This window comes from Komagataeibacter intermedius TF2 (genome assembly GCF_000964425.1).
In the GTDB taxonomy this organism is placed as follows: Bacteria; Pseudomonadota; Alphaproteobacteria; order Acetobacterales; family Acetobacteraceae; genus Komagataeibacter; species Komagataeibacter intermedius.
Genome location: NZ_BANF01000031.1, coordinates 43,908 through 58,199, shown reverse-complemented (window position 1 = coordinate 58,199; position 14,292 = coordinate 43,908). Strand labels below are relative to the sequence as shown.

The 14,292-nt window shown below is 63.1% G+C and carries 10 protein-coding genes; 1 reads left to right on the top strand and 9 read right to left on the bottom strand.

From position 1 onward, the window contains the following. Window positions 1–284: 284 nt before the first annotated feature. The 3 genes from B7449_RS05580 to B7449_RS05570 all read right to left on the bottom strand — a co-directional run bounded on the left by B7449_RS05580 (window position 285) and on the right by B7449_RS05570 (window position 2,049). The gene (locus B7449_RS05580) at window positions 285–752 is read right to left on the bottom strand and encodes a hypothetical protein (protein WP_039736121.1); all 468 of its coding nucleotides are present in this window, start codon (window positions 750–752) and stop codon (window positions 285–287) included. A 93-nt stretch (window positions 753–845) separates the two neighbouring features. Further along, window positions 846–1,154, bottom strand: coding sequence for a hypothetical protein (locus tag B7449_RS05575; protein ID WP_039736101.1), 309 nt, complete (start codon window positions 1,152–1,154; stop codon window positions 846–848). A 139-nt stretch (window positions 1,155–1,293) separates the two neighbouring features. Further along, window positions 1,294–2,049, bottom strand: coding sequence for a hypothetical protein (locus B7449_RS05570; protein WP_235721164.1), 756 nt, complete (start codon window positions 2,047–2,049; stop codon window positions 1,294–1,296). Between the two features lie 491 nt (window positions 2,050–2,540). On the opposite strand from B7449_RS05570, the gene B7449_RS05565 reads away from it, so the two are divergent. Then, window positions 2,541–2,837 carry a hypothetical protein gene (locus B7449_RS05565; protein WP_199858392.1) on the top strand — a complete coding sequence of 99 codons (297 nt, stop codon included), beginning with the start codon at window positions 2,541–2,543 and terminating at the stop codon, window positions 2,835–2,837. Window positions 2,838–2,930: 93 nt separating this feature from the next. On the opposite strand, the gene B7449_RS05560 is transcribed toward B7449_RS05565, so the two are convergent. From B7449_RS05560 to glgB, 6 genes are all read right to left on the bottom strand, one after another. After that, window positions 2,931–3,161: a hypothetical protein gene (locus B7449_RS05560; protein WP_232275569.1), complete on the bottom strand. Its 231-nt coding sequence runs from the start codon at window positions 3,159–3,161 to the stop codon at window positions 2,931–2,933. Between the two features lie 196 nt (window positions 3,162–3,357). Then, window positions 3,358–6,099, bottom strand: coding sequence for a malto-oligosyltrehalose synthase (treY, locus tag B7449_RS05555; RefSeq protein WP_039736119.1), 2,742 nt, complete (start codon window positions 6,097–6,099; stop codon window positions 3,358–3,360). Then, a complete protein-coding gene (gene malQ, locus B7449_RS05550; RefSeq protein WP_039736118.1) occupies window positions 6,096–8,168 on the bottom strand; it encodes a 4-alpha-glucanotransferase in 2,073 nt (690 codons plus the stop codon). Before malQ ends, treY begins: the two co-directional genes overlap by 4 nt. After that, on the bottom strand, window positions 8,161–9,939 hold the full coding sequence (gene treZ, locus B7449_RS05545; protein ID WP_039736099.1) for a malto-oligosyltrehalose trehalohydrolase: 1,779 nt from the start codon (window positions 9,937–9,939) through the stop codon (window positions 8,161–8,163). The genes malQ and treZ overlap by 8 nt, the downstream gene beginning before the upstream one ends. Next, window positions 9,936–12,074, bottom strand: coding sequence for a glycogen debranching protein GlgX (gene glgX, locus B7449_RS05540; RefSeq protein WP_039736098.1), 2,139 nt, complete (start codon window positions 12,072–12,074; stop codon window positions 9,936–9,938). The genes treZ and glgX overlap by 4 nt, the downstream gene beginning before the upstream one ends. Beyond that, a complete protein-coding gene (glgB, locus tag B7449_RS05535; RefSeq protein WP_039736097.1) occupies window positions 12,071–14,290 on the bottom strand; it encodes a 1,4-alpha-glucan branching protein GlgB in 2,220 nt (739 codons plus the stop codon). The genes glgX and glgB overlap by 4 nt, the downstream gene beginning before the upstream one ends. Window positions 14,291–14,292: the final 2 nt, after the last annotated feature.

The window sequence follows — 14,292 nt, the reverse complement described above, 5'->3', positions numbered from 1 at the left end:
TGACCGGCACGGGCCGCCATGTATACATGGCGCCATCACTGGCCATTTCAGACAGATACCGTGCGTTATCGCAGAGATGGCAGTAAAAGCGCAGATAGGGGGGAGCCGACCTGATATGCAATAAATAACCTACCCTTTTGCAACTTACATGCGGCAGGGGATTTTTATTTACTCTGGTAAGTTTTTATTGAAATAAGACTTATGTATTAAATTTATATGCATTTTTTCTTATATTTGGTTTCAGAATGAATACCACCGTACAGGCATGCAGGGGCAGCAGCCCGTCATGAGGTTCCCTTGGGGGCCGTATGTTTTTTCAGCAGCGGTATCGTATCCGCGCCCTGCGCAACCGCGCGTTCCATCAATTCCTGCCCGAAGGCCTTCAGCGCCAGCGGGTGCATGTCATCCAGCGACCGCGCAAGGTCGTGCCGTTCCGTATCTGATAGCGTGGGGTCGCGCGCAATGCGCTGGTGCAGGGTCTTTACGGTCGCAGGGCCATCCAGCACCATATGCACGTCATTCGGCCGGTCCAGATAGGCCAGGCCCGCATTGGTCAGGGTGCTGTCGCCGGTAATGCGCAATCCCCTGTCGGTAATGGTGACACCGCCCCTGGTCAGCCCCTGCAGTTCCAGATCAAGCAGGTTTCTGGCGTACCGCTCTGCATCCGCATCGTCTTCCGGCGCCAGATCGGCCGAACCGCCATTGGCCGCCATGTGATGGAGCATCATCCCCTGCAGATCACGATCAATCACATCCAATCCTCATTTCCATCATGATTACAATGCTAAATGGGGTCCCCATCCCCAATAGACAATCAGTGACATGGAAAAGATGCTTATGCACGATCAGTCACAATCGGGTATGTCCCGGCACCACAGCGGCACGCGCAAGGGTGGCGTACGGTCCGCTGACTGATCCATTGCCTGCCCCACCACATGCAGGGCATGGTCCTGCGCCGCACGGGTATTGACGCGGCTGGGTGTATCCTTGCCGTGGGCTATCGTCTGGCGCAGGCGGTCCAGCCGGGCCAGCAGCCTCCGGCGCTGCGCGTCATCCAGATCAAGCAGTGCGGCACAGAAGGCATTCTGCCAGATCTGCACGTCCAGCTGCGCCCGTTCCGCGGGGGACAGGCTATCATCGTGCGATGGGGGCATGGTCGGTCCTCCGTAACATGGCGGGCACCGTCGTTGCATGGGTGCCCTTATGCGGACCGCCATAAAGGGAAATCAGGAAAACGGCCAGTATTGATGCACAGCCGACCATTTCCTGTTGCGCGAAGTACATGCAACCATTTTATACCATGATATCGCAATTCAGGAAGTTATGATCAATCCGGCGCAGTATTTCCGTACTGCGGAACAGTTCCTGCCGGTCCGGCTGCAATGATCTGCGTGCCAGGAACGCGCGGGCTTCGGTCATGGCCTCCTGCACGGAATAATCATTGCCGGCGGGCTTGAGGTGTTCGATGGCCGTATAATCGACAATACCGACGTTATGGTTGTGCCTGTGCGCTTCATGACAGAACAGGATGTCGGTCGCCCATGCCCAGCGCAGTTCCGGGAACGGAAACAGGTAGGACATGGCATCACGATGGAACGCCGTGACCGGGCCGTCCTCCACATATCGCGTCACACGCGCGATACTGTTCCATTTCCTGTAGTTGAACGTAAAGGATGTATAGGAATGATAGCGGTGCGCAGGCTGCGATATTTTCAGCTTCATGATTTCACATAACGGAATGAACATGTCCAGAAACCGCGGTGGCAGATCCACATCATCATCCGTTACGATAACCCAGTCATAATCCGACAGGTTGACCTGTGACAGGGCTTTATTGATATTGCTGAACTTTCCTTTTCCCTGCATCATGCGGGCGGGGGCGAAATCAACACTGTGCCGTGTTTTCTGAAACCGGTTGAATACCGTGCGCAGCTTCCTGTCCCGTTTGGGAACCTGAACCGAGGTGACAAGTATTTTCCGGATCGGGTGCCGTGTTGCGACGTGACTGACCTGTCTGGCGAATTTCCTGTTGTGAAGATCAAACATCATGTCAGACAGTACAGAAACCTTCCGTTTCTGCCAGAAATTCTTATGCTGACAGAACTCCGAATCAAAGAAGTCCTTTTTTTGGGATAGTCTGTTCGGCATGTTCGTCCTCCCATCATTACATGCGTCGTAACCGCACCAATGTGATGAAAGCGTTTTACCCCCAGATCTGATGCATCATTTCGGCTTTACCTGAACTGTTGCGTATCCGGAATTTACCATAACGACGCCGGGCATGAACGTGTCGATTTTAACAAAAGTTTCAAATTGTAATTTATAAAATAATTATAAATTCAAAATGGAATGTCACGCCACCCACTTCGCGCGCAAAAGTAATCCCTCCCATATTACAATAAAGACATTCATCAGGCCGAAACTGTTCATATCCCCGCGCGATATGGACAGGGGATGCATGAAACGCCGCAACCGGACCGCCGGACAGGCCAGCCGTTGCCCCTGCGTCCCATCCAGCCATCTTCAGAGGAGACGACGTGATGCGATACCTTCCTGCGCCTGTCGTGCTGTGCATGCTGCTGGCCGTATCCCCCGCCGCCATGGCGCAGCATCATCCACGTGATGAAAGCGTAAGCCAGCCGGGGTCCAATTCGCCGTCCACCATCGAACGCACCCAGCCCTATTCACGCAAGACGGAACCCCTGCCGGAACAGGCCGCGCCTGCGCCGCAGCAGCCGGACCATCCGCTGACACGGCAGCCAGCCGGGAACACGCCCGACAGTCCGGGCATGTCTTCCAGTCACCAGACCCTGCGCAGCCCTTCCGCCCTGCACTGAACATACACGATGGGGCAGGCACGTGACCGTACCTGCCCCACCCCATTCATTCACATGTACAGCCGGGGCGACAGGACACCCGCCGCCCCCGTATCACCCGCGGCTTTCACCCTGCGAAAGGCCCATGCCATGCGAAGCAAGAAACCGGAACTGCGCCTGTTCTTCAGGAAAAGCCGGAATCCCCTGCAACGCATGCGTTGTCCTGCGATAACGATGAAGGTTGCTTAACCGCCGCCATGGCCGGTCGGGATGCTGTTTGTTCCACAGGTTTATGGCCCGCAGTTCAAGTTCCTGATTGTTCACGGTGTGATCTGACGTCGTCATGTCCATCTCCCTGCATCTGCATGGTGGGTACTGGAACTGTCACGAGGTTTGTGAAGGGTGCGATGGCAGCCCGCCACATGCACCCAACGCGAGATGTTAACATAAGTTCGGGCCGATGGTGTTTTTCTCCGCACGATGTGATCCGGAATGAACGGACCGGCCGGGACGAAAACCGGCCCGGGCAGTTTTCCGGTCACTATGCCCCTTCATGGTGGACAAGGCAGGTCAGGGGCACCTGTCCGCGTGTGAAGGGATGCGTTACCTGCCGGGGCACATCACCCAGCAGGCTGTGCCATTGCCCCCCCATATCGGGCAGCACAAGGGAAAGATCCATATCCCGCCCCACGGCCAGCGTCCCGGCATGGATCGCCAGCCCCGCTGGCAGACGCGGGGCTACGACCAGCAGGCTGATCCCCCCATGCCGCCGCATGAAGGCAATGCCGTGGGACCGGTCATCCCCCCCGATGTCCACGGGTTCATAGGTTCCATCCGTAAACAGGTCCGGATAATTCTGGCGGAATGCAAGGATGCGCCGGATCATGTCCTGCTTGACCCGCCCCGTGCGCCATGTCGCGGCGGCAGCGGCAAAACTGGTGGACTGTTCAAGCAGCATCGCGCGGTAATCGAAATTGACCGGTGCCCGGTTATCGGGATCGACAAGGCTGAAATCCCATAACTCACACCCCTGATACAGGTCCGGCACCCCCGGCGTGGTCAGCCGCAGCAGGGTCTGCGCAAGGCCGTTCACCGCGCCCGCCGGGGCGATACGGTCCACAAATCCGGCCATCTGCCGCAGGAAGGCGGCGGAGACAACGGGATCAAGCAGGCGGTCCACAAACCCGGCGCAGGCGTCCTCATATGCCGTATCGGGGCTGATCCACCCGGTATGGCGCTTGGCCTCACGCAGGGCCTTGGTCTGCCATTGCTGGATGCGCCTGCGGAAATGCAGCCGTTCCGCATCATTTGCAAACGGCTCCAGCGGCCATGCCCCCACCATCGTCTGGTACAGCATCACTTCGTCAATACGGTCCGGCCCGCCGCGACCTGTCGCGTGATTATGGGCAAACCAGTCATGCACCTGCCGTTCCCATTCGGCGGCCATCGTGCTCAGGACCGCAAGGCGGGCGCGGGCATCCTCCCCGCGCTTGTGGTCATGGGTTGCGGTCGCCAGCAGCGCATGGGGAAAATGCGCCTGCCGCAACAGGCAACTGGCATGGAAGGTCGCGACCGGCAGCCCCAGTACGGCCGGGTCCGACCCCACCTCGTTACGCGACAGCAGGCGGCCATAACGGTAGAAGGTCGTATCCTCCAGCGATTTGGCGGCCAGTGGCGCGGTCAGGTGTTCAAACGCCTGCTGCGCCCGGCGCACCACAGGGGGCGGTGCCCATTCGGGACAGGCGGACAGCAGGCGCGCAATGTCCTCCACCACCATGGCCTGTTCGCCCGTGGCAATCCGGCGTGCCGCCATTTTCGCCCTGTCCAGCGCCATGGCGTCCCCCCCATGGTCCTGTACCGCCTCATCCCCGAAATAGGTGCGGTACGGGCCAAACCACAGCAGCAGGCTTTCCAGCGCGGGCCGTATGTCCTGCGCCGCCCATGATCCGCCTTCATCAGGCAGGCACTGACGCAGCAGGGCTGCCAGATGGCCGAATTCCGCGCAAAAGACCTGATCCAGCAGATAGGCGCGCGCCGCCCGGGCAATCGGGGCGGGCATGCTGGCGTCCGGCCCGCACCCGGCCCATAGCCGGTCCAGCACACCAGCCCCGGCAGGATCGTGCAGCACGGCCGATACCTGATCCATGAAGTCATAGCCCGTGGTGCCGTCAACCGGCCATGCGGCGGGAAGCGCTTCCCCTTCGGCCAGGATCTTTTCGACATATACCGCCCCGCCCGGCAATGCGTCCTCCGGGCGGTCGGGCGTCAGGGCGTCCAGCCGGGCGCGCAGGCGCTGGCAATAGACCGCGGGCGCACTCAATCCATCGATATGGTCCACACGCAACCCGTCAACCAGCCCGCGACGGTACAGGGACAGGACATAGCCATGCACCGCCTCGAACACGTCCTCACGTTCGACACGCAGGCTGACAAGGCCGGTAATATCAAAAAACCGCCGCCAGTTCAGGCGCAACACCCCGTCCCGCCACCACGCCAGATGCCATGCCTGCCCCGCCAGCACACCCGTCAGCCGCGCCCGACCCGACAGGTTGGTACCGTCATGGATCATCGCGATACGGGCCATGGCCACCCGGCCCGCGCCGGTCGCCGCCCATTGCCGCAGCATGTCCACCGCCGCATCCACCTCCCGCCCTGGACCTGCGCGCATGGCCACGGTGGTAAAGGCCGCCAGCAGGTGTCCCGGCGCATCCACCGCAGCCAGCAGGCCAGCATACCCCGTGGGACACAGCGGAAAGCGCTGGTCATGGTGATGGATGAAAAACAGCCCGCTTTCCCCATCATGGCGCAGCACCAGCAGCCCCGCCGCCAGCGCGTCATCAGACGGGCGGTCAAGGACGGGCAGCATGACACGCCCATGCAGGTCGGGGTCCGGCACGTCCCAGTCAATGTCGAACCAGTTGGCGTGAACCGACGCCCGGCCCCATGTCAGCACATCCCTCCACCACGGATTATGCCCGTCCGCCGCCATGTGGTTGGGCACGATGTCCATGATCAGCCCCATGCCATGGGCATGCAGCCGCGCGGCCAGACGCGCCAGCGCCGCTTCATCCCCCAGCACGGGATCAATCCGGTCATGGCGGATCGTGTCATAACCATGCGTGGAACCGGGACACGCGGCCAGCAGCGGCGAGGCATAGAGATGGCTTACCCCCAGTCGCGCAAGCTGCGGCACAAGCGCCGTCGCGCCGTCCAGCGTCATCCCGCCACGGAACTGCAGGCGATACGTCGCCCGCACCGATGGCGCGCCATGGCAACTGTTCATGACGACCTGCCCGCCCGCAGGCGCCCGAAACGCCGGCGCGCATCCACACCAGACAGCACGGTGGCGGTCATGCCCGGATACCGCCTGCACCAGTTGGGATGGCCACTGGTGGTACCAGGCAGGTTGGGCTGTTCATCCAGGCCCAGCAGGTCCTCCAGCGGAATGACCGCCAGCGGACATACCGCGCGGGCGACGAAACCTATGGCTTCATCCACCACCCGCGCCGCCCCCGCGGCGGTGGCGGGCGGTTTTTCAGCACCCGGCTTCCTGCGGGCGGTAGGGCTGGCCAATGGGGTCGTCATGGCCGCCCACAGCGCGGTGCGGTCGTTTTCACGTTCATCCTTCAGGGTGACGCCATCCACGCCCGGCGCCATCTGCCCCAGCTTCACGCGCCAGTCGATATCGGTTCCCTGCCACCATCCCGCCACGGTGGGCAGGTCATGCGTCGTGGTCATGGCGGTGGCGTTAGCCGACCATGTTGCCGGCGGCCTGAACGCGCCCTGTGGCGTACGTTCGAAAAACATCACGTTCATGCCCATGATCCCGTGTTTCTGCGCCATTGTCCGGAAGGCGGACGTGACCGTGCCCAGATCCTCGCCAATCACGATGGCGTTGGCGCGCGTGGCTTCCAGCGCCACAAGCCGCATGAGGTCACGCACGGGAAAGGACAGGTACGCCCCCTCCGCCGATGTTCCGCCCTGCGGTATGACCCATAACCGCTCCAGCGCCATGACATGGTCGATGCGTATTCCCCCGGCATGCGCCAGCCCCGCGCGCACCGTTTCGATAAAGGCACGGTAGCCGCCCGCCCGCAGGCCCGCGGGGGAAAAGGTGGTCAGCCCCCAGTCCTGACCCACGGGGCTGAGGGCATCTGGCGGCGCGCCGATGGACGCACCGACAAGGAATTCCTGCTGCCGTGACCAGCATTCGCTGCCCGTCGGGTCAACGCCCACCGCCATGTCGGCCACCAGCCCGATCCGCATGCCCACGGCACGCGCCGCGCCACATGCCTGTTCCATGCTTCTGGCGGCCAGCCACTGCACGAACACATGAAAGTTCACGTCACTGGCGAATTCATAGGCAAACCGCGCGACTTCCGGGCTGTCGGGGCGGCGCATCGCAACCGGCCACTGCCGCCAGTCCCCACCGCGCCCGCCACGGGTGGAAAAATAGGCATGCAGGGTTTCGAACACCGCGTGCTGTTCCAGCGCCACGCCACGTACCTTGCGGAATTCGGCCAGTTCGGCCGGAGGGTGCGGCACGATCCGTTCCTCATACAGCCGCCGCAGCAGTTCATAACGCCGGGCCGCCGCCTGCGGCCAGTCGATCAGGGGCGCATCTTCCAGCATCCTGACCGTATCGATATAGGTCCGGCCATTACGCAGGGCCGCCGCCTGCACCGTTGCCGTATCGAACACCGCCAGCGGATCGGCCAGCAGGACATTGAGGAACAGCCGCGAGGACGGTGAATACGGGCTGTACTGATCCCGCCGCGCGGCAAACATGGCATGGACCGGACTTATGGCCAGCGCGTCCGCCCCCCGCGCCGCGGCAAGGCGCGACAGGGTCGCCACGGCCCCCAGATGGCCAATCCCCCCGTCACCGGGCGTACGCAGGCCATAAACCTGCGCACCCACGCCCCATGGCCGCATGCCCCCCACCCCGTCCATCCGTGCGTCAATGGTGGGACAGCCGGGCGGCGCCACCGCAAGGGTGGTGGCATGCGGCCCGATCGACAGGTGGTGATACCCGCACGACCGGAACGGCGGCAGGGCCGGCCGGCCGCGTATGCGGCGCAACGGGCCTTCCACCACCTCCCCCGTTTCCGTCTCCAGCCGGAAATCGCCTGCCTGCATGCCATCCGGCAGGGTCAGCGGGGTCAGCTGTCCCATTACCGTCACGATCATGGGCGGCAGTCCGGCGGCAACGGGGGCGTCATGTCCCTCCAGCACGGCCAGCAGGCGGCGCACGCTTTCGTTGGAAACACGGTGGATCTGCCCCGCCGCGTCGCGCCAGCGCATGCTCAGCCCGGCATGGCGGGCACGATCGACAAGGTCGCGGTTATTCATCATGCACCTCGGTCAGGCGGACCATGACGCAATGGGGTGGCAGGCTGTCCGCAGTCATGTCGGCAGCCTGCGGCAGCGCATACAGGCACCGTCCCTCCAGCGCATCGGCCATGGGCACGGGGGCCGCGTCCAGGTTGAGCGCAATGCCCAGAACCGCCCCGTCACCCATGCGCCAGCGCGCCACCACCGCCTTTGGCCCGATCACCTGCGCGCCCATGGCGTGCGCGCCGGACAGGCGGGGCATGATCCAGCGATGGCGCAGGACCAGAAGGTCATGGATGAAGGCGGTCCACGCCACATGACCGGACGCGGTGCGTTCCGCCTCGCACGGACGGGACGCCGTGAAGGTTTCCGGCGCATTGGGATCGGGGATGGTGTCGCGCGTTTCGGGGGAGGCAAAATGCGAAAACCCGGCAAATTCCCGCCGCCGCCCGTCCCGTACGATCCGGCCCAGTTCAGGCGTATGACTGGTGAAAAACAGGAAGGGACGACGTGATCCCCATTCCTCCCCCATGAACAGCAGGGGGATCTGCGGGCACAGCAGCACAAGCCCGTAGGCCGCGCGTAACGCCTGCCGGGCGGCCAGCACACCCAGCCGTTCGCCCATCGCCCGGTTGCCGATCTGGTCATGGTTCTGCAGGAAGATGATGAACCGGTCCGGCGGCAGGTCCGCGCTGGGGCTGCCACGCGGCAGGTGCGTGACGGGCGATGTTTCGCCCTGAAAGGCAAACCCTTCCGCCAGCACGCGTGCAAGGGCCGTCGCGGGCGCGGGGGAGAAATTGCCGTAATATCCTTCATCCTCCCCCGTCAGCAGGACGTGCAGGGCGTTATGGGCGTCATCATTCCACTGGGCGCGATACCCCGCGCGCAGCAGGCCCGCGTCATTGTTCTCGTTTTCCACGATCAGGTGTATGTGCCGTCCCGGTTCGGTCCGCGCCCGGACGCGCGCGGGCAGTTCACGCAGCCAGTCACGTTCAGTAATGGCCTGCACCGCATCAAGCCGCAGCCCGTCAAAACGGAATTCCATCAACCAGTACAGCGCATTATCTTCAAAAAACGTCCGCACTGCCGCCTGCCGGAAATCAATGGCCGCCCCCCATGGCGTGGGCTGGTCGGCACGAAAGAACGGGGCGGCATAGGCGGCCAGGTAATTCCCGTCCGGCCCGAAATGGTTGTACACCACATCCAGGAACACCATGAGCCCAAGCCCGTGCGCCGCATCGACCAGCGCCTTGAGATCATCAGGATGGCCATAAGAGGATTCCGGGGCATACGGCAGCACGCCGTCATATCCCCAGTTGCGTCCGCCCGGTATCTCCGACAGGGGCATGAGTTCAATGGCGGTGAACCCGAGGGCCGCAATGCGCGGCAGGTCGCGCGCAACCCCTGCGTACCCGCCCATCAGTCCGACATGGAGTTCGTATATCACGACATCATGCCACGGCCGCCCGGCCCAGCGGGGATACTGCCAGTCATATGCCCCTGAATCGATCACCATGCTTGGCCCGTGCACGTCCTCGGGCTGGTAGCATGACGCAGGGTCAGGCACCGCAAGGTCAGGGGCAACGCGGTAGCGGTACCGCGCGCCGGAACCGCAGGGAAAGACGCATTCGTACCATCCCCCCTTGCGCCGCGCCATGGGGGCGGGCGCGTGGCCTTCCACCTCCAGCATGACGGTATCGCATGACGGCGCCCACAGGCGGAAGCGCGTGTGGCCACCGTCCACCATCGTCGCCCCGGCATGGCGCGGATGCTGGAAATACCGGTTCATGGCGCGTCCCCGGCAGGCGATGTATCAGGTTCGGCATCGGGGGCAAGCGACAGCAGCAGCAGGCCATGCGCGGGCACGACAACATCCTTCGCACTTTCGTCCAGCACCGTTTCGGGCTTTTCGGGACTGGTGGTGTCCAGCAGCATCGTCCATCGCCCCTCCGGCCCCGGCAGCATGGCCCTGATGTCATCGCCACCGGGGTTGAGCAGCATGTAGGTTATGTCCACCCCGTCATGCGCATCCATGCTGGCGCGCCGCACGCCCAGCAGGTGGAAGGCTTCCTCGCCCCACTGTTCCTGCCCCATGGGCGAGCCATCACGGCGGAACCAGCCAATATCAGCCAGCCCGGGCAGCGGGTGGTGCCGTCCATGCATGTAACGCGCCGCCCGCAGCGAAGGATGCGCCCGGCGCAGCGCCGAAAGCCGCGCCACAAATCCGATCATGGCCTGCCCCCCGGGCGATGCGGCGCGGTCCCAGTCCAGCCAGCTTATGGGATTATCCTGACAGTAGGCGTTGTTGTTGCCGTTCTGGGTCTGGCCGAACTCATCACCCGCCAGAATCATGGGCGTGCCGTGCGACAGCATGAGGGTGGCCATCATTGCACGCTGCACCCGGCCACGCAGGTTTACGATGGCGGGGTCATCGCTTGGCCCTTCCACGCCCCAGTTGGCGCTGTAGTTTTCGGCGTGGCCGTCCTGCCCGTTTTCCTTGTTGGCCTCATTATGCCGCCCGGCGTAGCTGACCACATCCTCCAGCGTGAACCCGTCATGCGTGGTCAGGATGTTGATTGAACTCCACGGCCTGCGCCCGCGCTTGTCCAGCAGGTCGCCCGACCCGGCAATGCGGGCCGCCATTTCGCCCTGCTGCATTGCATCCCCACGCCAGAACCGGCGCGTGGTATCGCGGAAACGGTCGTTCCATTCGGCAAAGCCGGGCGGGAAATTGCCAAACTGGTAGCCACCCGGCCCGGGGTCCCATGGTTCGGCAATCAGCTTGCGTTCGGACAGGACAGGGTCCTGTATGATCGCATCGAAAAACCCGGACCCCGGGTCAAAGCCGTATGGCTCGCGCCCCAGAACGGGGGCCAGGTCGAAGCGGAAGCCATCGACATGGAATTCATTCGCCCAGTACCGCAGGGAATCCAGCACCATCTGCAGCACCCGCGGGTGCGACAGGTTGAGCGTATTGCCACACCCGGTATCGTTGATCAGGTGCCGTTCGTTTCCCGGCACAAGACGGTAATAGGTGGCGTTGTCCAGCCCCCGGTAACACAGGGTGGGCCCCAGCTCGCTCCCTTCGCAGGTATGGTTGTAGACCACGTCCATCACCACCTCGATCCCGGCCTTGTGCAGCCGCCGGATGGCCGCGCGCAGTTCATGCGGTGAACCGTTGGCCAGATAGCCCGCATGCGGCACGAAAAACGCCAGCGTGTTGTATCCCCAGTAATTGGTCAGCCCGCGTTCAAGCAGGTAGCGTTCGGGGGCAAAGCACTGGATGGGCAGCAGTTCCAGCGTGGTGACGCCCAGCCGGTGCAGGTGGGCGATCATTTCAGGCGTCCCCAGCGCCTGGAACGTGCCGGGGTGGGGGGTGCGTTCCATTGCGCGGCGCATGGTCAGCCCCTTCACGTGGGCTTCCATGATGACGGTGCGGTCCCACGGCACGCGCGGCAGGGCGTCATCCTCCCATTCATACGCGTCATTCACCACCACGCAGCGCGGCATGTAGGGCGCGCTGTCGCGCCGGTCGAACGACAGGTCGACACGCGGCGAATGCAGGCGGTAGCCAAACTGCATGTCCGACCATGAAATCGGGCCGGTCAGGCGGCGGGCATACGGATCGATCAGCAGCTTGTGCGGATTGAAACGGTGGCCATTGACCGGGTCATACGGCCCAAAGGCGCGAAAGCCGTACAACAGCCCCGGTTCCGCATCCGGCAGGTAGCCGTGCCAGACTTCGTCCGTATATTCAGGCAGGTGGAAACGTGCGATCTCGCGCCGGTCGCGCGGGTCGAACAGGCACAGGTCAATCTGCTGCGCATTGGCGGAAAACACCGCAAAATTGACACCCATGCCATCCCAGTTGGCTCCAAGCCGCGTGGGTGTTCCAGGCAGGAGCGATGACGGAAAACGCATCATGCCATCCCCCCTGCCGGATGCAGGTACACGGCGGCCAGTGGCGGCAGCGTCAGCGCGCACGAACACGGGTGCCCATGGGCTGCATGATCGGTCGCCATGACGTATCCCCCGTTCCCCACCCCGCTGCCGCCGTACTCGGTGGCGTCGGAATTGAGGCACTCGCGCCACTGACCGCCAACCGGCACCCCCACGCGATAGTCGTGGCGGACAACCGGCGTCATGTTGAGCACGACAAGGACCGGCACATGGCCGGGGGCGAAACGCAGCCACGCAATGACCGTATTGACCGTGTCATCGCCAATGACCCATGCAAAACCCGCCGGGTCGCAATCGCGCGCATGAAGCGCGGGCAGCACGCGGTATGTATGGTTGAGGTCGGCCACCAGCTGCCGCATGCCGGATTTGAGCGGGTCGGACAGGATATGCCATTCCGGCTGGCCATCATGCGACCACTCGCCTTCCTGCGCGAATTCAATGCCCATGAAAATCAGCTTTTTGCCCGGATGCGCCCACATGAAGGCAAGGAACAGCCGCATGCTGGCGTGGCGCTGCCAGTTGTCACCGGGCATGCGCGACAGCAGTGATCCCTTGCCGTGCGTAACCTCGTCATGCGACAGGCACAGGATGAACCGTTCGCTGAAGGCATAGTGCAGCCCGAACAGGATTTCAGGCAGGTGATAGCTCCGCCATAGCGGATCACGGGCGAAAAACCGCAGGCTGTCATGCATCCAGCCCATGTTCCATTTATAGGAAAAACCAAGCCCCCCCTGTTCCACCGACCGGGTAACGCCGGGCCAGGCGGTTGATTCCTCTGCCACCGTAATGGCGTCGGGAATGGTGTTGCGCACCGTCTGGTTCAGCTGCCGCAGGAAGGCCACGGCCTCCAGGTTTTCACGGCCGCCATGCACGTTGGGTATCCACTCCCCGTCCCTGCGGCTGTAGTCCCGGTACAGCATGGACGCCACCGCATCGACCCGCAGGCCGTCGATATGGAAGCGTTCCAGCCACATCAACGCACTGGCGATCAGGAAGCCACGCACTTCGTGCCGGCCAAGGTTGTAGATATGTGTGTTCCAGTCCCTGTGCACGCCCTCACGCGGGTCCTGGTGTTCATACAGCGCACAGCCGTCAAAACTGACCAGCCCATGGGCATCGTTGGGGAAATGGGCTGGTACCCAGTCCAGTATCACGCCAATGCCCGCGCGGTGGCATTCATCGACAAAGGCCGCGAAATCCGCTGGTGTCCCATGTCGCGCCGATGGCGCGAACAGGCCCAGCGGCTGATACCCCCATGACCCGCCAAAGGGGTATTCCGTAACGGGCATGAGTTCCACATGCGTAAACCCCGTCGCCAGCACGTACGGGATCAGTTCCGCCGCCAGTTCCCGCCATGTCACGATACGGTCGGGATCGCCCTGCGGCCTGCGCCATGAAGGGACATGCAGTTCATATATGGACACCGGCGCATCTTCCCCCTGCCGTGCCGCGCGCCGTTCCATCCATTCATGGTCCTGCCACGCAAAGGCCGCCGCCGATGCGATGACGGACGCTGTTGCCGGGGGGCGTTCGGCAAAACGGGCGAAAGGGTCGGCCTTCTGCGGCAGGATATGCCCCTCGCGCGTCATGATTTCGAATTTGTACCGCTCACCGGGACCAAGTCCGGGAATGAACAGTTCCCATACCCCCGCCCCATGGCGCAGGCGCATGAGGTGGCGCCTGCCATCCCAGAAATTGAAATCGCCAATGACCGACACCCGCCGCGCATTCGGCGCCCATACGGCAAAGCGCACGCCCGGCGTCCCGTCCACCACCATGGGCTGCGCGCCCATCACGCGGTCGAGATGCGGATGCCGCCCTTCGGAAAACAGGCGCAGGTCCACTTCATCCACCAGCAGGCCAAAAGCGTAGGGGTCGGCCGTTTCCTCCACCGCGTCGGCCCATACGATCTTCAGGTGGTAACGCGCACCGGCGGGGATCGTGCCGATATGCAGCCCGGTATCGCCCATGCGCCGCATGGGCCGTTCCGTAGCACCCGAACGCGGGCGCTCCACCACCAGCCTTACGCGCGCCGCGTCATGGTACAGGACGCGGACAACATCGACCTTGCCCATGTTATGTCGGCCAAGGATGGAAAACGGGTCACTACTGCGTCCATGCACCAGGTCATCAACGCCTTCAGGAAGGGAATAATGGGCTGCATCGTGCCTGATCCTCATGC

Excerpts from the sequence above, each read along its gene's own strand:
- B7449_RS05575 (WP_039736101.1), bottom strand. The coding sequence starts at position 1,154 with ATGCCCCCATCGCACGATGATAGCCTGTCCCCCGCGGAACGGGCGCAG.
- B7449_RS05570 (WP_235721164.1), bottom strand. The coding sequence starts at position 2,049 with ATGATGTTTGATCTTCACAACAGGAAATTCGCCAGACAGGTCAGTCAC.
- B7449_RS05565 (WP_199858392.1), top strand. The coding sequence starts at position 2,541 with ATGCGATACCTTCCTGCGCCTGTCGTGCTGTGCATGCTGCTGGCCGTA.
- B7449_RS05560 (WP_232275569.1), bottom strand. The coding sequence starts at position 3,161 with ATGACGACGTCAGATCACACCGTGAACAATCAGGAACTTGAACTGCGG.
- treY (WP_039736119.1), bottom strand. The coding sequence starts at position 6,099 with ATGAACAGTTGCCATGGCGCGCCATCGGTGCGGGCGACGTATCGCCTG.
- malQ (WP_039736118.1), bottom strand. The coding sequence starts at position 8,168 with ATGAATAACCGCGACCTTGTCGATCGTGCCCGCCATGCCGGGCTGAGC.
- treZ (WP_039736099.1), bottom strand. The coding sequence starts at position 9,939 with ATGAACCGGTATTTCCAGCATCCGCGCCATGCCGGGGCGACGATGGTG.
- glgX (WP_039736098.1), bottom strand. The coding sequence starts at position 12,074 with ATGATGCGTTTTCCGTCATCGCTCCTGCCTGGAACACCCACGCGGCTT.
- glgB (WP_039736097.1), bottom strand. The coding sequence starts at position 14,290 with ATGAGGATCAGGCACGATGCAGCCCATTATTCCCTTCCTGAAGGCGTT.